Source organism: Litorimonas sp., assembly GCA_029936425.1.
In the GTDB taxonomy this organism is placed as follows: domain Bacteria; phylum Pseudomonadota; class Alphaproteobacteria; order Caulobacterales; family Maricaulaceae; genus Litorimonas.
This window is the reverse complement of sequence record JAPYSU010000010.1, coordinates 17,039-34,535: the sequence shown is the minus strand read 5'-3', so window position 1 is coordinate 34,535 and position 17,497 is coordinate 17,039. Positions and strand designations below refer to the sequence as shown.

Here is a 17,497-nt window from a genome sequence, read left to right as displayed (position 1 = left end):
TGCTGCCTTTGATTAAGCTCTAAATCTCTCGACCTCTTGCATCTCCGCTACGCTGCGGCGTGCGGAATGACAGGGTATAGCTAGCGTGACTTACGCCGCGGCTTTGAGCAGCTTAATCGCGTCGAAATCCTGCACCCCGCCGCCGACGCGTTTTGTCGTGTAGAATAAAACGTAAGGCTTGGCGGAATAGGGATCGCGCAGGACGCGCACGCCCTGACGGTCCACGATCAGATAGCCGCGGCGGAAATCGCCAAAGGCAATGGCGGCGTTTCCGCTGGATATATCCGGCATGTCTTCCGCCTCGACCAGCGGGTAGCCGAGCAGAGTTGAAGGCTGCCCGGCTTCCGCAGCGGGCTGCCAGATATAATTGCCATCGGCATCCTTGAATTTCCGTATCTCATTTACGGTCCGGCGGTTCATGACAAAACTCGACCCGGCCCGGTACCGGCTCTTTCCCGCATAGATAAGATCAAGCAGCGCATCGACAGGAGAGCCTGCCTCAAACGCTCCGGCCGTGCCCGTGCTGACAGTGCCGAGTTCGCCGAAGCTCTGCGTGCCATTCGGGGCTTGAACGTAGTCGAGCAGGCCGCGCGGTTTATTGACCCCGTCTCCGCTAACAAAGGCGGCGGTTTCCTGCGCCCCAAAGACGTCCCTCACCTCATCGGCAAGCCACTGATCGACATCGGCCACGCCGTCATCCAATAGCGCCTGCGTCGCAGCAGGCATGGCGTAGAGCTCGCCCGCAGGGAAATCGAGCAGTTCGAGCTGCGGGGCCTGCGTTTCGATCCGGGCGTCGGTTTCTCCGGCCCAGCCCGACGCGGCGCCGGAGGAAGAGACCGGCTTTTTAAATAATCCGGCCCCAATACGCCGAACGGAGGCGATAGAGCGGAAAGGCGAGCTTTCCGTCAGCGCCCGGTCAATCCGGCTCTCTGTTTCCGGCGGAGCGATATAGCCGCCCTCCCCATCCGTGCTGGAGAGAGATTTGCCTTCAAGCGAGGCAAGGGCCTGCGCGTCGCCTGTCCGGATGAAGGAGGACCAAGCGGACTTGGCCTCATTGTTGTTTCGTCCGCCTTGCAACGGGGTGGACAGGCTCATCGACAGATTGTCTATTTGTTTGGATTGCGCGTCCAGCGCGGCATTGAGGCGGGACACTTTCTCGTCGAGAACCCCATCCGAGGATTTGGATTCCAGCGCCGCCAGTCTTTCGTCATTGGCGGATTTGAACGCCTCAAATGTTTTGGCGAAATCAGCTTTTAAATGCTTCGTTTCTAAATCAGGCATAAGCCATGTTTCCTTTTTGTGAGAGTGAAAGATCGTCAATTTGGGTAATCCGCGCGCTGCGGAGCATGGGGAAAGCCACGACCGAGACCTCCCACAAATCCAGTTCTGTCAGGAGGCGCCCGGTTTGATTACGGCTGGAGCGTCGAACGCGGTACCCGATGGACAGGCCCGACACCGCGCCTTGGCGGATGAGGGTGGCTATTCGACCCGCCTCTCCCGAACCGCCGATTAATTGTCCCGAGACGAAGAGTCCGGTTCTATCTTCCACCACCCGGTCCCAGACTCCAATGGGCGCGCTCGTTTCGTGCCCGAACAGCATCGGCAAACGTCCATCAGGCAGCGCAAGTATCGAAGCGGCAAACGCGCCTTGGCTCACGACGTCGCCGGATAAGTCCGTCTGATTAAACAGGCTGGCATAGCCGCTGATACGAAGGGAGGCGCTCATTTCGGGCGCTCCGCTTCAATGGCGTTGAGAGTGACTTGCCGCTCAATCCGTCCAAGACTTTCCCGTATCATATCCATCTGCCCTTCGAGCAGAGCAACACGCTCCAGAGAGGGTTGACGCAGCACGAGTTGTGTCTCCACGGCTTCAAGCCGCGCATTGGCCCCGCCCGCCCAGATCAGACCGCTCGCCGTTTGAATGGACAGGGTTATCAACATGCCGAGCGTGACCGTGCGATTGAAAGAATAGGCTTTGTTCTGGTTCATGCGGTGTCTCCCTTCGGCGAAAGTCCGGCAAGGGCGCGCTTTTCGCTGTTGGAAAGAAAGTCAGCCGCTGTCAGCCTTTGCCAGAGCGTATTCCTGTCTTCGGACAGAGCGGGCACTTTCTCCAGATCAGGTGAAATTATGAGAGCGTCGTCAAACCAGGGACGGAGCCAGCTTTGGAGGCCATCCGATGTTTTGCGGACGAGCGGGATAATCGTCTGCCGCCAGAAGGCCTGATTGGCTTCGCGGTAATTGGCGTAAGTATTGTCGCCCGGCAGGCCGAGCAGCATGGGCGGCACGCCAAAAGCGAGCGCGATTTCGCGGGCAGCTTCGCGGCGGGCCTGAATGAAATCCATATCGGTTGGCGACAGGCTCATGGATTTCCAATCAAGGCCGCCCTCCAGCACTAGAGGTCGACCCGCATGACGCGCCCCGGCATGACCTGAGTCCAATTCGGATTTCAGGCGTTCAAATTGATCTTCGGTGAGATGCTCCGATCCGCTCACGCCTTTGTAAATGAGCGCGCCGCTGGGACGAGCGGAATTTTCCAACAGCGCCTTCGCCCATCGCCCGCCTTCATTATGTAGGTCGACAGCCTGCGCCGCCGCCTGCAAGGGCGAGACAGAGTCCTGCGGGCTGAACAGGCACATGAAAAGGAGCGGAGACCGGCCCGAGGCCGGATCAAGACGTAAGCGGCGTTTTCCGCCTTCCGCCGTTTCGACCTCCCAGGCCGCTGCCGCGCCCGTCCGGGTTTGGAGCGCCGTCACGGCGCCGGGGTTTAGGGCGGAAAGAAAAACGGGCGCCCCGCCCACCATTCGCGCCTCCAGATAGGCCTCTCCGGAGAGTTGCAAATAACCGTAAAAAGCTTCGAGCGTTTCGGTCGAGCTGGACATTATCGGCGAGCGCGTCAAAAACTCTGAGGCCGATATGTCTCCTTCCAGTTTTAAAGGCACGCTCGCCGCCGCTTCGGCAATCAGGCGGACGCAGCGATAGACGATGGGATTGCGCGCAAAGCCTTCTCGGCACAGGGCAGAGAAATTACGCGGCGTCCAATGCGCCTCCGAGCAAAGCTGCAGAGCGATAAGAGGCTGCGCGGCTTTTGTGTCGGACGGCTGTGCTTGCGGCGCAGAAAAAAAACCGCTGCGACCCGCAGCGGGTTTGAGAAAACTAAACATGGGGCTTATCCTTTCGGGCGGCGCGTTTTGTTTAACGCGCAATTCCGGCGATAAGTTGTTTATACCCCAGAACCGCTAAGGGCGGATCATTCTCTTCATAATTCTTGCAAACTCCTGAAAAACTTCGGTTTTACGCAACCTTAAACAGGGATGGAATTTTTTTGTGTCGTCCGGTCAGGGTCTGTGCGAGTTTATAATTGACCTTCAGGTCTTGCCGGCGGGTTTCATCGCCGACGAGTGACGCCAGAGTAATTGCCCGGCGATAAGCTTCGATAGAGCTTTCCAGCGCCGCTCGGTCGCGGTTTTTCTGGCCAAGCTTCAACAGCGTATCCGCCAGAGCGCATTGGATAATCAGCGCTTCTTTCGGAGCGGAGTCAATTTTATAATAGGTTTTGGCTTTGTTGAGCGCTTCAACCGCTTGAATTAGCGGGGCTGTATCATTCGTCTGAGCCGCGAGCGTAATCATCTGCTCCGCCAATTCGCGGTTAAGCTCCCCTAACTGGGATGTCGTCCGATCCAGCTTTGCCTGCAATTCGTTTTTCAGGTCGCGTTTGGCTTTCAAATTCATTTTCGTCTCCCCACAGCCTTCGAAAATCGTCAATCAATTTGGGCCTAATTATGAAGGATTAGAGTTAAGGAGGATTTAAGAGTTGTCGGGTTTTTCTAGTAAACCTTGAGGTTTTCAGGGTCATATTCGGCGAATTCCCGGTTCCGATTTGCCCTCGATTAATAAATGCGTCACCGCCCAGACGAGCGCATCGGCGCGATCCGGACTCTTTGCTCCGGTCGCTGCCGTGCCCATTAAACGCAATTCGGCTTCCAGCGCGTCGAAGCGGCCCGCATGCAAAACGCGCCCTTGTTCATAGAGTAGAGCCACTGGTTCTGCGCGGCCAGTCTTGCTCTTTTTGGCGAACACCGTTTTGACCGGAACATAGGGATTGACCGTGTGAAGAATAGTTTTGACCAGGTCCCCGCCCTGGTTGACTTCGGCAAGGAGGAAGTCGGCGTCCCATCCCTTATATAGCGAGATGGCGGTCTTGGCCCAATCCGTCGGGGACAAGCCCTGCACTGTGCCGTCATGTAGAATATAGGCCCGCGCCGTATTCCCCCGCCCCTGCACGCCGGCGACGATGAGGCCGCATTGATCCGAGCGCGCCCCCGACGTCACGGGCGGGTCAATGGCGACAATTATCCGCTCCAGCGGAGGAAGAGCGCCTTCATAACGGCAGGTCTCGAATATGGTTTGCGACCAGAGCGCGCCCTCGCGATCAAACAGGATTTCGCCCTTCAGTTCCTGTCGTCCTAACCGCGTGCCGCCATAGGTTTCCTTCATCGCCGCCAGAAAGGCCGGAGACAGATTTGCCGCATTGGAACTCGTGTGCGCCCGGCTGACCGCGAGCCCGCCGACGGACATCAGGGATTTAAGCGCCGGGATAGGTTTCGGGGTTGTCGTGATGACAAGTTGCGGCCTTTCCCCAACGCGCAGTCCGAACCGTAAATTGGAAAGTGTCTCTTCAGGGTAGCTCCAAGCGCAAAATTCGTCTGCCCAGGCCGCGCCGAATTGCGGGCCGCGCAGACTATCCGGATCCTCGGCGGAAAACAGATACCCCACCGCGCCATTCGGCCAGTCCAGGCGGCGACGGGACGGCGAGTATGTGGGACGTTCTTTCGGATATCCGATATTGAACAATCCGCTTTCCCCGCTCAGCATGACCTCGCGGGCATCGGCCAGAGTTGGCGCGACCAGAGCGATGCGCCCCGTTTCAAACACTTTCCAACGCACCCATTCGGCCCCAGTGCGGGTTTTGCCACAGCCGCGTCCCCCCAGCAGGAGCCAAATCAGCCAGTCTGTTTCGTTCCGTTGATCGCCGCGTTGCCAGATTTCCCAGTTTTTAAAAAACTGGTAAGGGTCATTTCTGGAAAGACTCCAGACGAGCAGCAGCATCTTCGTCGGAGAGAGGTTCGATTTGAGCGACGAGATGATCGAGCCGTTCCAGAAAGCGTCTTCGGTCTTCGGGGTCAGGCGGGGGAAGGTCTTCATAACGCGTGAACTTCTTCTCTGCATCCGCATTCCGAATGCGGTCATTTTGCGCCTGTAAATCAGACAGGCATTTCAATGTGCTGCTCATGGAACGGGCAATTTTGTCGAGGGTCTCGGCTGTCTGGCGCGCCGCCGCAGGGTCTTTGCCCTCCTCTCGTATTTGCTCCGCCGCCAGAGTCATCTCCTCCAGCAATCGCCATATGGCCATTTGCGGCGCGGCGGCCTCGAAAAGCAGAGCATCACTTTCTATCGGCGTATGTTTTGGAGGGGGCATAGGAAATTGTCTTTCCAGAAGGAGGCGGATTAGATTTGGACTTGGGCGATGATGAGCCGCGTTTTATTCCCGCGACCGTACCGTAATGAGCCGAGAGTTTTTTCAAACCGAGCTTCAAAATTGTGAGACCGCTGCCACTGGCCCAAGATTCGGCGCGTTCGACAGATTCCAGCGACCGATCCAGACAGCACACCGCAACGACGGCCACATCCAGTCCCGCTCCCATCACGTCTCTGGCGTCCTGCACCCGGGCTTTGGCATCGGCGGCGCGAATGAACTGATCTTCCGCGCGATTGCAGTTTCCGCCTTCTTCTACCCCGGCTGTGTCATAACGCTGCGTGGCCGTCAGGCCGTGACCCGAGGCATGATAGTCCCGCGTAAAATGTCTGCCCGCCTCTACCAGAGGCGCGTCGAGCAGCGGGCGGCCGTCATAATCCGTCCGCCGCGCCAGGCGGTCCAGGACCGTCAGGCGCGCATTGACGGCCGCTTTTCGTTTGACGCCCCCTTGGACATAGACCTCGCGTTCTTCCAGATCGTAATGCTGCTGCGTCGCCGTCCCGTCGCGTCCATGTTTCAACCTGCGCTCCGCCGTTTTGGCCACGCAATATCCGTCCTTATGTAGTTCCAGCGCGCCGTAGGATTCTAAGGCCTGCACGTCCTTGACGGGCACCCAGAAAACCGGACGTTTACGTTTATCGCCCAAGGGCCGGGCCGGCATGGCGTCACAGCCCGTATTTAGAGAAATAATGGCCTTATGATGCAGGAGGCGCCGCAGGATTTGTATTTGATGGGGGCTCAGCATTTAAGCGGCCTCCGTCTCGACGGCTTTCGGAGATTGGCGCAGGAAATTTTCAAGACGAATAATCTTCATGTCCAGTACGGCGTCCTCCCGGCAGTCTTCGATAACTTTCAAAGCATGGGCGACAGTGGATCGGTCTTTCAGGAATATCCGGGCGATATGGGTGGGGTTCAGCTCATAGACTATATGGGTCAGATACATGGCGAGCTGACGCGTAAACCGCAAATGCGGACTCGCGCAGGGCGGATCGATCAAATCCGGCTCCGCTATGCCAAACTCAAGCGCAACAGCCGCAATGGCCAGTCCCGCCTGATGGGTTTGACGGGCTATAATTTTGGGATGGGGTGGGCGTCTCATTCAATCCTCCGGTCATGACTGAAGGCAGTATAGCCCAAAAATCATAAGTGAGGATTATATTCCTATATAAAAGAACAAAATGTCAACATCCGGTCATTGGAAAGGCCGTGGGAAATCTCCTAAGAGATTGAATTTAGGCAAAAATTTTATCCTGATCGGACTCTGACTGGGACGAGCGCTGCATTTTGACAAAATGGTCATAACCGAGGATCATGTTTACGTCGGCGCCGTTTTCGGACAGGGGCATCCGAATCCAGAATTGCGCCAGATGCGATCCGTTCGGCGTGCCGGGCCGGGTTACTCCGGCATATGCCCGTTTATTCTCAACCACATTCCGAAGAACGCGCTGCCAGTAATCCTTGCGGCACCCAAGCGGCAATTCATCAATATGTCGTCCCTGAATTTCGCTGTCGAACAGATTCCAGAACCCCGTCCCCGCCAGACGAATGCGAAAACGCTGCGCGCCCTCGCACACTTCGGTAATAGTCGTTGTGGGAAGCTGTTTTCCGATCACATGCGGTTCAATGTCGTGCCGAGCCGGGAGCTGACCGCCGACGCATTTGGAGCGCCAATAGTCATAAATCTTCTGTTGCTGTGGAAGCACCATTTGATGGCGTAATGCGTTACCCTTTATCACTCAACTCTCCCCCGAACCGGCCCTTATTCCGATCCTGGAGTCTTTATCGAAAAAGCGAGTCCCGGCGGCAACCATTTGTTAACCATATTTTCAGGAATTGACCCAAAAAGGCCCCGTTTTTTGAATCGCTTCCGATTCGACTTTGGGTGGAAGTGAAATTTCAGGAATCTTCGTAGAAGATTAGGGTGTCATCTCAAGGGCGGCTTTTCCCCAATCCCGTCCGTTTGGCGAGTTCGGAGCGGCGTTTGGCATAGGCCGGCGCGACCATGGGGTAATCCGCGGGGAGGCCCCATTTTTCGCGGTATTCCTCGGGGTTCATGCCGTACTTAACCCGGAGATGGCGTTTGAGAGACTGATAGGGTTTCCCGTCTTCCAGGCAGATAATCACATCATCCTTGAGCGATTCCTCAATCGGCACCGCCGGAACAAGCGCTTTTGCCTCCTGCCCGTCTTCCCCGGCTCTCGCGGCTCCGACCAACCCTTCATAAATTGAGCCGAGCAAGTCTGGGATGGCCTCAGCCTCTACCGAATTATTCGACAGATAAGCGGCCGCAATTTTAGTGGTTTGTGTCAAAAGAAATTCAGGAGACAGGTCGTCCCCTGAAGGTTTTTCCGGTTTTGGAGGTTTAGGTGCCGAGGACATAGATAACGATCAGGGTCACGAATAATATGCCTCCCACTATGACCGCCGGGAGGCCGGACGGCGCCGCCTCGCTCATGGCGCCCGCAGGACTGAACATTTGATAGAGCTTTTGCCCGACATGGCCGATCGTGCGCTTATGCAACCTGTTAATCTGAAAATTCAATCGATCCCACATGGCCGAACTCCAGAGGGCTACATTCAGCCCCATACGGCGATAAACCCAATCGGAGTCGATAATCTCGGCCCGTCGCTCTGCCGGATAAACGCCGTAGCGCTTGAGCAGGGTAAAGGCGAAAATCGCGGCAAAGAGGAGCTGTAGCTGAAAGACGACATGATCCCAGGTATAAGGCTTATAGGCCTCTTCCATCGGGAACGGCATCATGGAGTAGAGCAGCTGGTAACCTCCCCACGGCCAGGCCAGAACGATACAGAGTATCCCGGCGAGGCTCATCGCGACGAGCATATTCCAAGGCGCTTCCTTAACGCGGCGTCCGCTGTCATGGGCGAAGAAGGTAAAGTGCGGCACCTTGATGCCGGAATGTTCCATCACACCGGCGGAGGCAAAGAGCATCATGGCGAATGGCACCCAGAGATGTTCTTCCAGCGCGGCGGCGAGGATCATGGCTTTCGTGACAAAGGCCGCAAGAAGCGGGAAGGCCGCGATGGAGCCCGCCCCGATGAGGCAGAGCACCGCCGTAAACGGCATGGAACGGAATAGACCGCCAAGCTCGGACGCTTTGGCTGTGCCGGTCCGGTACATGACCGCTCCGATGGACATAAATAGCAAGGCTTTAAAGATAACATGAACGAAAACCTGTCCGACAACGCCGTTCATGGCGAGCGCGCCGCCAATACCGATACCGGCGACCATAAAGCCAAGCTGGTTATTCAGCGAATAGGCCAGAACCCGGCGAAGATCGTTTTCGACCACCGCAAAGAAAACCGGGAAACAGGTCATGATAACGCCGACCCATATCAGAATATCCGTGCCTTCAAATCCGCGTGCCAAAGCGTAAATTGCAAATTTCGTCGTGAAGGACGCCAGGATAACCGTTCCCGTAATTGAGGCTTTGGGATAGGCATCCTGCATCCAGTTGTGGAGCAGCGGGAAGCCGCATTTAATGCCCATGGCAATCATCATCAGCCATCCGCCGGGGGTGTTCAATCCGATGAAGTCAAAGGTGAAATCCCCGCCGCGGCTTTGCGCCACCATGACCGCCCCGGCCAGAAGCAGGACGCCGGAAAAGACATGGATCGCCAGATAACGAAGTCCAGCGGCATAAGCTGCCTCTCCGCCTTTCCAAACGAGGAAGACAGAAGAAATGGCTGTCAATTCCCAGAAAACAAACAGGGTTATCATATCGCCGGCCAGAACGCCGGCCACAGCGGCGCCTGTGTAAATCAGGGCCGAGCTGTCCGTAATACGGCATTTTTCGTGCAGGCCATAAATTCCGTTAATCAATCCAGCGAGACAGAAGAGATAACCCCAGACCAGGGACAGGCCGTCAATCCGCAGCGTGGTAAGTTCTATACCGCCAAATGTCAGAACGCCGCGAATATATTCAGGCTCCAGAGAATGCATCTGGAATATCAGCCAACCGGCAAAAACCGGCGCGGCGATTAAAAAGAATTTCCGGATATAGTGGGTTGCGTCCGTTTTTGGAAACAAGGCGCAGACAAGTCCGGCGAGGATAATCCAGAGACCCGGATTGATATTCATCAGATCAATCATGACTTGTCCCCCGCCTTGTTCGTCTCGGCGTGGCTCGTCTCGTCATGGCCTTCCGCGCTGACAAAAGGATCGGGCAAACCGCCTTCCCCATAATATCCCTCATCCCGGCTCAGCAGCTTGAAGAGCGGACGCGCCATAAAGACAATAAAGGAATAGGCCAGAAATCCGAACACAGCCCAGGACCCGGGAATGATATCCCACGGCGCAGGGTGTTTCAGAGGGTGCATGACGCCCAATATTGTCGTGATAACAATCCCGGCCAGCGGCAGCCAAAGAAAATTGCGCTTAAACTTGTCGTCCACCAAAAACAGAAATGGTTTGGCCGCCGGATGAATATCATCCGCTGCATGTTTTTGAACATTCGGATTTGCGGAGTCCTTACTCATGACAGGCCTCCCAGAATAGGCGTGAGGAAATCAACCATATCTCCGGCGAAGAAGAACAGGATCACACTGCCCAAGGCCGTGAAGACAGGCGGCACAATCACCCAGAGATGTTTCTTCTGCTCCTCTGCAATAATCGCGTCTGCGGCGATATCGGCCGGGGGTTTCATAAATCCGCGAACCGCAATCGGAACCAAGTATATAATGTTCAAAATGGACGAGGCTATCAATGCCGCAATGAGGATGCCCTTGCCGCTATCCAGCGCCCCCGCCATTAGAAAAAATTTCGGCCAGGAGCCGCCCGCAGGCGGAATGCCGATGATGGAGACGGCGCCTACCAGAAACGCGCCGAACACCCAGGGCATAGTCCGGCCTAGACCGTCCAATTGCGAAATTTTTGTTCTGTGAGAAATGGTGTAAATCGCACCCGCACACATAAATAGCGTAATCTTGCCCCAGGCATGCATGACGATTTGCAAGCCGCCGCCCAAAATCGCCAGCGGCGTGGCCAGCATCGCGCCGAGCGTGATGTAGGAGAGCTGCGAAACCGTCGAATACGCCAGACGCGCTTTGAGATTGTCCTGACGCAAGGCAATGACAGAAGCCAAAACAATGGATATCGCGGCCACCCAGGACAGGGTTGTGGACGCCGGTGTGTCAGCCGCCAGAGACGGTCCGAATGTAAACACGACAACTTTGAGCATGGTGAACACGCCGGCCTTTACGACGGCCACGGCATGGAGAAGCGCGGAAACAGGTGTCGGCGCGACCATGGCATTGGGCAGCCAGGGATGGACAGGCATAAGCGCGGCCTTGGCAATCCCGAACGCAAAGAGGAAAAGCAAGATAGAGGTTGCGAGCAAGGAGGTTCCCGGCGGGAAGACGCCGCCCAGTTGGAAATCGGTCGTGCCGGCAATAACTTGCGTGCCGATAATGGCCGGCAGCAAGAGCGCCAGAGACGTGCCCATCAAAATGAGCGCATAGATCGTCAGGCCTTTCCGGGCCTTGGCATCGCCTTTATGCGAAACGAGCGGGAAAGTTGAAATGGTCAGGGCTTCGTAGAAAATGAACAGCGTAATGAGGTTGCCCGACGCGGCAATGCCCATGGCCGAGGCAATGGCGATGGCCACAAACATGAAAAAGCGGGTCTGATTTTTCTCGTTATTGCCGCGCATATAGCCCAGGGTGAAGACGGAGTTGACGATCCAGAGCGAGCTGGCAATCGCGGCAAAGGTCGCGCCAAGAGGTTCCAGAACGAATTTGACTTCAAAGGCCCCCGCAAAACGTCCCAGATAAAGCTCGGGGCGTCCGCCGGAGGCCACCTCGCGGCAGAGATAGATAACAACGCCGAGCAGAGCAAAGCCCGCCACAAAGGTAATTGCTTCGCGAATATTGGGCGCTTTCCCGGCGAGGGGAATGAGCACCGCAGCAGCAAGCGGAATAAGGAGCAATAGAAGTAGAGCGAATTCAGGAGTCAGAACCATGACCTTACCCCCCTATTCCAGTAAGAGGTGTTCCAGTCAGCAATTCTGCGGCTCGTTCCGACGCCCCGACAAGTATATCTGACGCGCCGAAAATATTCATCCCAATGGCAATCGACAGAACAGCCATCGCCCACATAGGCAGAAGCATCATCATCGGCGCTTCATTTCGAACGCAAGGTTTTCCGTCAATTTCCGGTGGGGCGCGGAAATAGGCAATCATCAGAATTCGTCCAATATAGATAACCGCCAAAATAGAGCTAATCATGATGAAGCCGACGGCCCACCAATAGCCTCCGGCGGCGGCGGACTGCGCCAAAGCGACTTTGGAGACGAAGCCGGCGGTAAATGGAACGCCGATGAGCGAGAAGCCGCAAAGCGTAAACGCGCCCATCGTCCAGGGCATAGTCCGGGACAGTCCTCTGAAATCGTCAACGCGCGTAATACCGAAGCGGTACCACATGGCGCCGAGCGCCAGGAATAATCCGCCTTTGATAACGGCATGATTGATAAGGTGAAGATAGGCGGCGCTGAGGCTGGCAGTTGTGGCGATACCGATCCCGAGCAACATATAGCCGACCTGGCCGACCGATGAATAGGCTAGCATACGGCGCGCATCGGTTTGGAAAATGGCCTGCAGTGAGGCAAAGATCATTCCGACTATACCAAGTCCAAAAATCAGGAAGATCAGAACCGCATCGACATAAGCGAAATCCGGATTGAAAACGAAGAATGTAAAACGCAGCAAGAGGTAAAGCGCGGCTTTGGTTGCTGTTGACGCGAGGAAAGACGTGACCTGCGTGGGCGCATAAGCATAGGCCCCCGGCAGCCAGGTATGCAGCGGGAACATGGCAAGCTTGAGCCCCAGGCCGACAATAATAAATCCAAAAGCGACCATGGAGACACGAGAGCCCCCGTCCAGCTCCGTCAGGATACGGGCCATGTCCGCCATGTTGAGCGTGCCGGTTTCCATATACAGAAACCCGACCCCAATGACGAAAAACGTGGCCCCTATAGAGCCGAGAATGAGATAATTATAGGCCGCTACCAAGGCCCGTCTGTCGCGGCTCGCGCCTAAAGCCACCAGAACATAGGTGGAAATCGAACTGACTTCGAGAAAGACGAAAACATTAAACGCATCTTCTGTCACGACCATGCCCAGCAGGCCGGCGATACAAAGCAGGAAAGCCGCATAATAAGGCGCGCGTTTCTTGGGCTCTATCTCTGCCAGCGTGGCGGGCATGGCGTAAAACATAGTGACCAGGGCCATGACAGAAATAAGGACGAGCAGCGGCGCTGAAAGCGCGTCAATCTTGAGCGAAATTCCGTGAGGCGGGGCCCACCCGCCCATCTCATAAATACTCACCCCATTGGCGACTTCGAATTGAGCCAAAGCCAGGGCTGTCACAGCCAAAATCAAGGTAATAAAACTCGTCGTCCACCACACAAACTTTCGGCTCGGCAAAATGGCCGTAATCGCGGCCATTAAAAGCGGCAGGGCGATAAGAAAGGCCGCGCCATGGGTCAGCAGCCATTCCGGCATGTAAAGACTCAGATCCATTATGGTTTCGCTCCTGTTTCCGGAGCCGGAGAGGTTTCCCCCGTGCCTTCAAGATTATAGGCATAATCCAAAGCGTCTATCTCGTCTTCTTCTATGGTTTTATAGACTTCGCGAACCCGCACGACGAGCGACAGTCCAATAGCCAATGTCGCAACACCAACCACAATAGCGGTCAGGATCAACACATGCGGAAGCGGGTTGGAGTATAGAACCTCTGTTTCAGCTCCGCCATGGCCTCCATGATCGCCGACCAGTATCGGCGGCTGACCGCCTGCCACTTTGGCGATGCTGATATAGAGGAGGAAAACCGATGTCTGAAATATCGAAAGACCGACCAGTTTCTTGATAAGGTTGCGGGAAGAAAACACAACATACAGCCCCGTCATCATCAGGATGATAACGATCGCATAATTATATTGTTCGAAAATATCGGCTATCATTACCAATCTTCCTCGGACGTTTCAGGTTGGCGAGAGCCAAAAGCGTAAAAAATCGCAATCATGACGGTTGTCACGGTTATTAAAATACCGAGTTCAACAGCCAGAATGCCGTAATGCTGACCATGGCTGGCATCATGGGCGAGGACGGAATAATTCAGAAACTCACCGCCGAGTAGCCAGGCCAGCACACCTGTCCCGCCGTAAATCAGAACGCCGAGTGACATTCCGATGCGGATCCAGCTTGGCGGAAAGGCTTGCTTGGCCGCATCCAGCCCGAAAATCAAAGCATAAAGAATAACGGAAGACGCCATGATAACGCCAGCCTGAAATCCGCCGCCTGGCCCGTAATCGCCGTGGAATTGAACATAAAGAGCAAAGAGCGCAATCAAGGGAATGAGGAATTTGGCAATGACGCGCAGAACGACATGCGGATCACGGGGTTCCAGATTTTCAGTTTTCATATCAGTCTTGGGATCAGCCATTTACTTGCCCTTCCCTGACGTTTTCGGTGTCTTTTTTGCCCCAGACGCTTTCTTTGGAGACGCTTTCTTTGGAGGCGCTTTTTTGGCGGTCGTTTTTTTCGGCGGACTTTTGGCTGTGGCAGCCTCTCCCTTCGGCGCTTCCGCAGGAGATGTCCGGCTTGTGCTGGCAGAAGGCGCGGAAGGCGTAGAGACGCGCGTCCCCTGACATTCCGCTCTCCAGCGGCCCGCATTTCCATTCAGGCCCAAGAGAAGCAAAACGCCCAACCCGGCCGAAAAAATAACAACCGCCTCGCCGAACGTATCATAGCCCCGATAGCTGGCGAGCACCGCCGTAACGACATTCGGAATGTGAATTTCTTCGGCGGTTCGCTCCATATAGTCCATCCCGACATAGCTATTCGCCGGAGAATTTGCATCGCCATAAGCGGGCATATCGCCAATCGCATAGAACATCGCCAGACCGACAAATACGACTATGAGCAAGGGGCCCCATTGTTTTGACAATGGAACAGGCGCGGATTTGCGGTCCGCCAGCAGCATGGCCGCAAGCATGAGCACGGTTGAAACACCTGCGCCCACTGCCGCCTCCGTAAAGGCCACATCAACCGCATCGAGGCTGACAAACCAGGCGGCGCTTACGAGTGAGTAAACGCCCTGCAGCATAACGATACCAAACAGGCTCCGCATCCTCACGATAGACACGGCCACAATGACCAGAATGGCCATCAGGCTGATGTCCAATAACAGCGTTGGAGGCGTGAAAGTGGCGGCGGCGAACATCTAGCTGTCCTCGTCCAGAGACGGAGCCTGATAACGCCCCAAAACAGGCTTCAAACCGGCTTTATAAGCCGCGTGCGCAACCGCATGTGTCGCCGTCGGGCTGGTCACCAAAAGAAGGAAACCTACCAGCATCAGTTTGAGCGACATTTGGGAGACGCCGGATTGGATTATCAATCCCAAAAGAATGAGTTCTGCCCCAAGCGTATCCGTCATGCCTGCCGCATGTAAACGGGTGTAAAAATCCGGGAGGCGCAGCACGCCAAATGTGCCAGCCAAAACAAAAAATATCCCTGCTGCCAAAGAGGCTGTCGTTAAAAGGAACCTCAGAAAAAACAGCCAGTCAATATGCGGGCCTGACTGTCCGGCTGTTTCGGCCACGGCGGGGGCGGCGGCTAGAATCATCAAGAAAAGACTCATTATTCGCCCTCCCCTTCCGGATCGGCCAGCAAGCGGACATTTAGAGCCTTGTAATTGAAAAATTTGAGAACCGCGATCGTCGCGATGAAATTCATCAAGGCATAAAGCAAGGCGATATCCACCCCGTCGGGACGGTCGATAATGAAACAGAATACGCAGAGAAAAAGAACGGTTTTGGTTCCGAAAGAATTCAGCGCCAGGAGGCGGTCATAAAGCGTTGGCCCGCCGATAAGACGTGCGAGCATCATGACCATGGAAACGACAATCAGAAATGCCGCGCTCAGGAAGATATACCCCAGTGCAACGCTCATGAACCCGCCTGCTCGCTCTGATTTATATTTTCTCCAACCGACTTGGCAGACCGTACCCCCATTTCGCGAAAATCTTCCGGTGCGCTCATTTCATTCAGCAAGGCATGAACCAGAATATGGTCTTCCTGCATCATCACGCTGACCGTTCCCGGTGTGAGCGTTATCGAATTGGCGAACATCACTTTGCTGAGGTCATTTTCTTGCGAGAGCGGAATTTTTGTCAGGGTCGGGGAGACAAGCATATCCGGATTAAGCACGGCGCGTACAACCTGAACATTTGCTTTGATAATCTCTTTGAAAAGCCAGATAAAATAAGCAAGCGTTCTCGGGACAGAAAGATAGGGGGCCGTTTCCCGGTCAGGGATACTCATACGCAATGTGAGACCAATCACGAAGAGAATCGAGATAACGCCCAAAGTCAGCAGCATGGGCTTGAAATAGCCTGACAGCGTCAGCCATGTGACGGATAAGGCAGCTATTAATATGAGACTATGTTTTATCACGCCGTATAGCGCTCCCTCGCCCAAATGTTTCGGATGTCACCATCTACACTCAGACACGGTCTTAAAGGGCCACATTCCTCATTTAAAGGACAAACAGGGCTTGGTTATGTAAATGTTTTGTGGATTAATCACAAAGGCGCAGGAATTAGGTCTGGGTCAGCCTTTACGATGCCCAAAAACCAGCGCGGCTGTGATCGCGGCGGCGCCGTGTTCTTCCTCGCGGGGAATCACGCCGTTTTTGATATATCGCAGAACATCTTCATTCAAGGACGAGGTAAGTGACCAGTTCCAATAGCGTAAAACTGTCTGCGCCTTATCCGTTGAGATCACATCATAGGCTTCGATAACGCGGGTCAGATGCGGATGTTGCTGTTCCATTTCATCCTCTGGCGGACGATAGACGGCGCGCCAGAGTTTCTCGAGCATGTCGCGTTTCAATCCAGTGGATTTGCATAACACGGCAAGCGCTTCGCCTCCCATATCGGTCAAAATTTGCGCGCCTGTCGCCGGTTTAATACCGGACATATAGGAAATTTCTTCAATCAGTGTTTTCGTCAAACCACTTTGAGCGGCAATATCTATTGCGCTTTCCAGACTGTCAAAATCACTTCGGGCAATGGCGGCGCGATTGCGTTGACGACGCTCCACGAATTGCAGAGCTTTTCTGACGCCCGCATCCTGCCAGCCTTCTTTGGCGGCCTCGGGGAATAAGTCATTGCAGCTCTCCTGCAAAACAGATCGCGTGACCGCAAACCGGTGGAGAATACGGCGACGGGTCGCCCGGTCTGCCCACCAGAACATGGTCAGCCCATGACTTGGCCGAAGCTCTTCGCGGCGGTTGAGCAAATTGACGTAAGGATTATGGCTCCGCGATATGGTCAAAATTCGCTGCAAGGCGGTTTCGCTAAATTCGGCGCCCGTATTTTTCAAAAGGGTTTCAACAACGTCTTCTTCCAAAAACTGAACAAGCGCATCAACTACGGAGTCCGAAAGCTTGCGTCTCTGCGCGATAACCTTGCGGTGCACGGCAGACACTTTCTGGGCGACCTGGATCAAGTCACTATCTGTCAGGGACAGGCTGTTTTCGAGAATATGCTTGGCAACACGAATATCGTCTTTTGCCAGTATAACCAGAATGGTGCGCGGCGCTTCGTTCAGCATAACCAGCCGCTTGGCAACACTTTCGCGGACATCAATATCCGCATCGCGCAAAAGCTCTACCAGAACATCTCCGGCCATATGCCGTTCTTGCGGAGTCAATTGACTGGCGGGAATGCAAATCACGTCTGCCAAGCGTTTGGCAAGCTGGCGGCGCGTATTTCCTTCATCCGGCTTTGAGACAACTTCTTGCAGGGTCGGGCCCTCACCGGACAGGCTCCCCGAATCCTTGAGCGGGGGCAGGTCTGAGCGCATTTTGCGTGACTGTGCCGGCATGGATACCATAAACGAAAACTCTCCTGCGTCCTGGCACAGACTCCTTGCCGCAGGACGCTCT

The 17,497-nt window shown here is 55.1% G+C and carries 22 protein-coding genes; all 22 read right to left on the bottom strand.

What is annotated here, in order from left to right; genetic code table 11:
- Positions 1-90: 90 nt before the first annotated feature.
- The 22 genes from ACN0IC_RS10085 to ACN0IC_RS09980 all read right to left on the bottom strand — a co-directional run bounded on the left by ACN0IC_RS10085 (position 91) and on the right by ACN0IC_RS09980 (position 17,445).
- Positions 91-1,281 carry a phage major capsid protein gene (locus ACN0IC_RS10085; protein WP_416878654.1) on the bottom strand — a complete coding sequence of 397 codons (1,191 nt, stop codon included), beginning with the start codon at positions 1,279-1,281 and terminating at the stop codon, positions 91-93.
- Positions 1,274-1,726 carry an HK97 family phage prohead protease gene (locus tag ACN0IC_RS10080; protein WP_416878653.1) on the bottom strand — a complete coding sequence of 151 codons (453 nt, stop codon included), beginning with the start codon at positions 1,724-1,726 and terminating at the stop codon, positions 1,274-1,276. The genes ACN0IC_RS10085 and ACN0IC_RS10080 overlap by 8 nt, the downstream gene beginning before the upstream one ends.
- Positions 1,723-1,989 carry a hypothetical protein gene (locus tag ACN0IC_RS10075; protein ID WP_416878652.1) on the bottom strand — a complete coding sequence of 89 codons (267 nt, stop codon included), beginning with the start codon at positions 1,987-1,989 and terminating at the stop codon, positions 1,723-1,725. The genes ACN0IC_RS10080 and ACN0IC_RS10075 overlap by 4 nt, the downstream gene beginning before the upstream one ends.
- Entirely contained in the window at positions 1,986-3,161 is a 1,176-nt protein-coding gene (locus ACN0IC_RS10070; protein WP_416878651.1) for a phage portal protein, read from the bottom strand. The genes ACN0IC_RS10075 and ACN0IC_RS10070 overlap by 4 nt, the downstream gene beginning before the upstream one ends.
- A 130-nt stretch (positions 3,162-3,291) precedes the next feature.
- Positions 3,292-3,729 carry a hypothetical protein gene (locus ACN0IC_RS10065; RefSeq protein ID WP_416878650.1) on the bottom strand — a complete coding sequence of 146 codons (438 nt, stop codon included), beginning with the start codon at positions 3,727-3,729 and terminating at the stop codon, positions 3,292-3,294.
- 120 nt (positions 3,730-3,849) lie between these two features.
- Positions 3,850-5,106 carry a DNA-packaging protein gene (locus tag ACN0IC_RS10060; protein ID WP_416878702.1) on the bottom strand — a complete coding sequence of 419 codons (1,257 nt, stop codon included), beginning with the start codon at positions 5,104-5,106 and terminating at the stop codon, positions 3,850-3,852.
- Positions 5,072-5,476 (bottom strand): hypothetical protein, encoded by a 405-nt coding sequence (locus ACN0IC_RS10055; protein ID WP_416878649.1) that lies wholly within the window; start codon positions 5,474-5,476, stop codon positions 5,072-5,074. The genes ACN0IC_RS10060 and ACN0IC_RS10055 overlap by 35 nt, the downstream gene beginning before the upstream one ends.
- Positions 5,442-6,278 carry a DUF6456 domain-containing protein gene (locus tag ACN0IC_RS10050; RefSeq protein WP_416878648.1) on the bottom strand — a complete coding sequence of 279 codons (837 nt, stop codon included), beginning with the start codon at positions 6,276-6,278 and terminating at the stop codon, positions 5,442-5,444. Before ACN0IC_RS10050 ends, ACN0IC_RS10055 begins: the two co-directional genes overlap by 35 nt.
- On the bottom strand, positions 6,279-6,632 hold the full coding sequence (locus ACN0IC_RS10045) for a helix-turn-helix domain-containing protein (protein ID WP_416878647.1): 354 nt from the start codon (positions 6,630-6,632) through the stop codon (positions 6,279-6,281).
- Positions 6,633-6,765: 133 nt separating this feature from the next.
- Complete coding sequence (locus ACN0IC_RS10040; RefSeq protein ID WP_416878646.1) at positions 6,766-7,269, bottom strand: PAS domain-containing protein; 504 nt, start codon at positions 7,267-7,269, stop codon at positions 6,766-6,768.
- A gap of 193 nt (positions 7,270-7,462) precedes the next feature.
- Positions 7,463-7,912 (bottom strand): MucR family transcriptional regulator, encoded by a 450-nt coding sequence (locus ACN0IC_RS10035; RefSeq protein ID WP_416878645.1) that lies wholly within the window; start codon positions 7,910-7,912, stop codon positions 7,463-7,465.
- Positions 7,896-9,644 carry a Na(+)/H(+) antiporter subunit D gene (locus ACN0IC_RS10030; RefSeq protein WP_416878644.1) on the bottom strand — a complete coding sequence of 583 codons (1,749 nt, stop codon included), beginning with the start codon at positions 9,642-9,644 and terminating at the stop codon, positions 7,896-7,898. Before ACN0IC_RS10030 ends, ACN0IC_RS10035 begins: the two co-directional genes overlap by 17 nt.
- Positions 9,641-10,030, bottom strand: coding sequence for a hypothetical protein (locus tag ACN0IC_RS10025; protein WP_416878643.1), 390 nt, complete (start codon positions 10,028-10,030; stop codon positions 9,641-9,643). Before ACN0IC_RS10025 ends, ACN0IC_RS10030 begins: the two co-directional genes overlap by 4 nt.
- Entirely contained in the window at positions 10,027-11,511 is a 1,485-nt protein-coding gene (locus ACN0IC_RS10020; RefSeq protein ID WP_416878642.1) for a proton-conducting transporter membrane subunit, read from the bottom strand. Before ACN0IC_RS10020 ends, ACN0IC_RS10025 begins: the two co-directional genes overlap by 4 nt.
- Before the next feature lie 4 nt (positions 11,512-11,515).
- Positions 11,516-13,069 (bottom strand): monovalent cation/H+ antiporter subunit D family protein, encoded by a 1,554-nt coding sequence (locus tag ACN0IC_RS10015; RefSeq protein ID WP_416878641.1) that lies wholly within the window; start codon positions 13,067-13,069, stop codon positions 11,516-11,518.
- A complete protein-coding gene (locus ACN0IC_RS10010) occupies positions 13,069-13,509 on the bottom strand; it encodes a cation:proton antiporter subunit C (RefSeq protein ID WP_416878640.1) in 441 nt (146 codons plus the stop codon). The genes ACN0IC_RS10015 and ACN0IC_RS10010 overlap by 1 nt, the downstream gene beginning before the upstream one ends.
- Positions 13,509-13,991, bottom strand: a complete 483-nt coding sequence (locus ACN0IC_RS10005) for a Na(+)/H(+) antiporter subunit B (protein ID WP_416878639.1) — start codon at positions 13,989-13,991, stop codon at positions 13,509-13,511. Before ACN0IC_RS10005 ends, ACN0IC_RS10010 begins: the two co-directional genes overlap by 1 nt.
- Positions 13,992-14,771: a DUF4040 domain-containing protein gene (locus tag ACN0IC_RS10000; protein WP_416878638.1), complete on the bottom strand. Its 780-nt coding sequence runs from the start codon at positions 14,769-14,771 to the stop codon at positions 13,992-13,994.
- Positions 14,772-15,188, bottom strand: coding sequence for a monovalent cation/H(+) antiporter subunit G (gene mnhG, locus ACN0IC_RS09995; protein ID WP_416878637.1), 417 nt, complete (start codon positions 15,186-15,188; stop codon positions 14,772-14,774).
- The gene (locus ACN0IC_RS09990) at positions 15,188-15,499 is read right to left on the bottom strand and encodes a monovalent cation/H+ antiporter complex subunit F (protein WP_416878636.1); all 312 of its coding nucleotides are present in this window, start codon (positions 15,497-15,499) and stop codon (positions 15,188-15,190) included. The genes mnhG and ACN0IC_RS09990 overlap by 1 nt, the downstream gene beginning before the upstream one ends.
- Complete coding sequence (locus tag ACN0IC_RS09985) at positions 15,496-16,002, bottom strand: Na+/H+ antiporter subunit E (RefSeq protein ID WP_416878635.1); 507 nt, start codon at positions 16,000-16,002, stop codon at positions 15,496-15,498. The genes ACN0IC_RS09990 and ACN0IC_RS09985 overlap by 4 nt, the downstream gene beginning before the upstream one ends.
- A 156-nt stretch (positions 16,003-16,158) precedes the next feature.
- A complete protein-coding gene (locus ACN0IC_RS09980; RefSeq protein ID WP_416878634.1) occupies positions 16,159-17,445 on the bottom strand; it encodes a DUF2336 domain-containing protein in 1,287 nt (428 codons plus the stop codon).
- Positions 17,446-17,497 lie beyond the last annotated feature (52 nt).

Excerpts from the sequence above, each read along its gene's own strand:
- ACN0IC_RS10025 (WP_416878643.1), bottom strand. The coding sequence starts at position 10,030 with ATGAGTAAGGACTCCGCAAATCCGAATGTTCAAAAACATGCAGCGGAT.
- ACN0IC_RS10060 (WP_416878702.1), bottom strand. The coding sequence starts at position 5,106 with ATGCTGCTGCTCGTCTGGAGTCTTTCCAGAAATGACCCTTACCAGTTT.
- ACN0IC_RS10000 (WP_416878638.1), bottom strand. The coding sequence starts at position 14,771 with ATGTTCGCCGCCGCCACTTTCACGCCTCCAACGCTGTTATTGGACATC.
- ACN0IC_RS10080 (WP_416878653.1), bottom strand. The coding sequence starts at position 1,726 with ATGAGCGCCTCCCTTCGTATCAGCGGCTATGCCAGCCTGTTTAATCAG.
- ACN0IC_RS10045 (WP_416878647.1), bottom strand. The coding sequence starts at position 6,632 with ATGAGACGCCCACCCCATCCCAAAATTATAGCCCGTCAAACCCATCAG.
- ACN0IC_RS09990 (WP_416878636.1), bottom strand. The coding sequence starts at position 15,499 with ATGAGCGTTGCACTGGGGTATATCTTCCTGAGCGCGGCATTTCTGATT.
- ACN0IC_RS10075 (WP_416878652.1), bottom strand. The coding sequence starts at position 1,989 with ATGAACCAGAACAAAGCCTATTCTTTCAATCGCACGGTCACGCTCGGC.
- ACN0IC_RS10055 (WP_416878649.1), bottom strand. The coding sequence starts at position 5,476 with ATGCCCCCTCCAAAACATACGCCGATAGAAAGTGATGCTCTGCTTTTC.
- ACN0IC_RS09980 (WP_416878634.1), bottom strand. The coding sequence starts at position 17,445 with ATGGTATCCATGCCGGCACAGTCACGCAAAATGCGCTCAGACCTGCCC.
- ACN0IC_RS10070 (WP_416878651.1), bottom strand. The coding sequence starts at position 3,161 with ATGTTTAGTTTTCTCAAACCCGCTGCGGGTCGCAGCGGTTTTTTTTCT.
- ACN0IC_RS10030 (WP_416878644.1), bottom strand. The coding sequence starts at position 9,644 with ATGATTGATCTGATGAATATCAATCCGGGTCTCTGGATTATCCTCGCC.
- ACN0IC_RS10005 (WP_416878639.1), bottom strand. The coding sequence starts at position 13,991 with ATGGCTGATCCCAAGACTGATATGAAAACTGAAAATCTGGAACCCCGT.
- ACN0IC_RS10020 (WP_416878642.1), bottom strand. The coding sequence starts at position 11,511 with ATGGTTCTGACTCCTGAATTCGCTCTACTTCTATTGCTCCTTATTCCG.
- ACN0IC_RS10035 (WP_416878645.1), bottom strand. The coding sequence starts at position 7,912 with ATGTCCTCGGCACCTAAACCTCCAAAACCGGAAAAACCTTCAGGGGAC.
- ACN0IC_RS10015 (WP_416878641.1), bottom strand. The coding sequence starts at position 13,069 with ATGGATCTGAGTCTTTACATGCCGGAATGGCTGCTGACCCATGGCGCG.
- ACN0IC_RS10085 (WP_416878654.1), bottom strand. The coding sequence starts at position 1,281 with ATGCCTGATTTAGAAACGAAGCATTTAAAAGCTGATTTCGCCAAAACA.
- mnhG (WP_416878637.1), bottom strand. The coding sequence starts at position 15,188 with ATGAGTCTTTTCTTGATGATTCTAGCCGCCGCCCCCGCCGTGGCCGAA.
- ACN0IC_RS10010 (WP_416878640.1), bottom strand. The coding sequence starts at position 13,509 with ATGATAGCCGATATTTTCGAACAATATAATTATGCGATCGTTATCATC.
- ACN0IC_RS10065 (WP_416878650.1), bottom strand. The coding sequence starts at position 3,729 with ATGAATTTGAAAGCCAAACGCGACCTGAAAAACGAATTGCAGGCAAAG.
- ACN0IC_RS10050 (WP_416878648.1), bottom strand. The coding sequence starts at position 6,278 with ATGCTGAGCCCCCATCAAATACAAATCCTGCGGCGCCTCCTGCATCAT.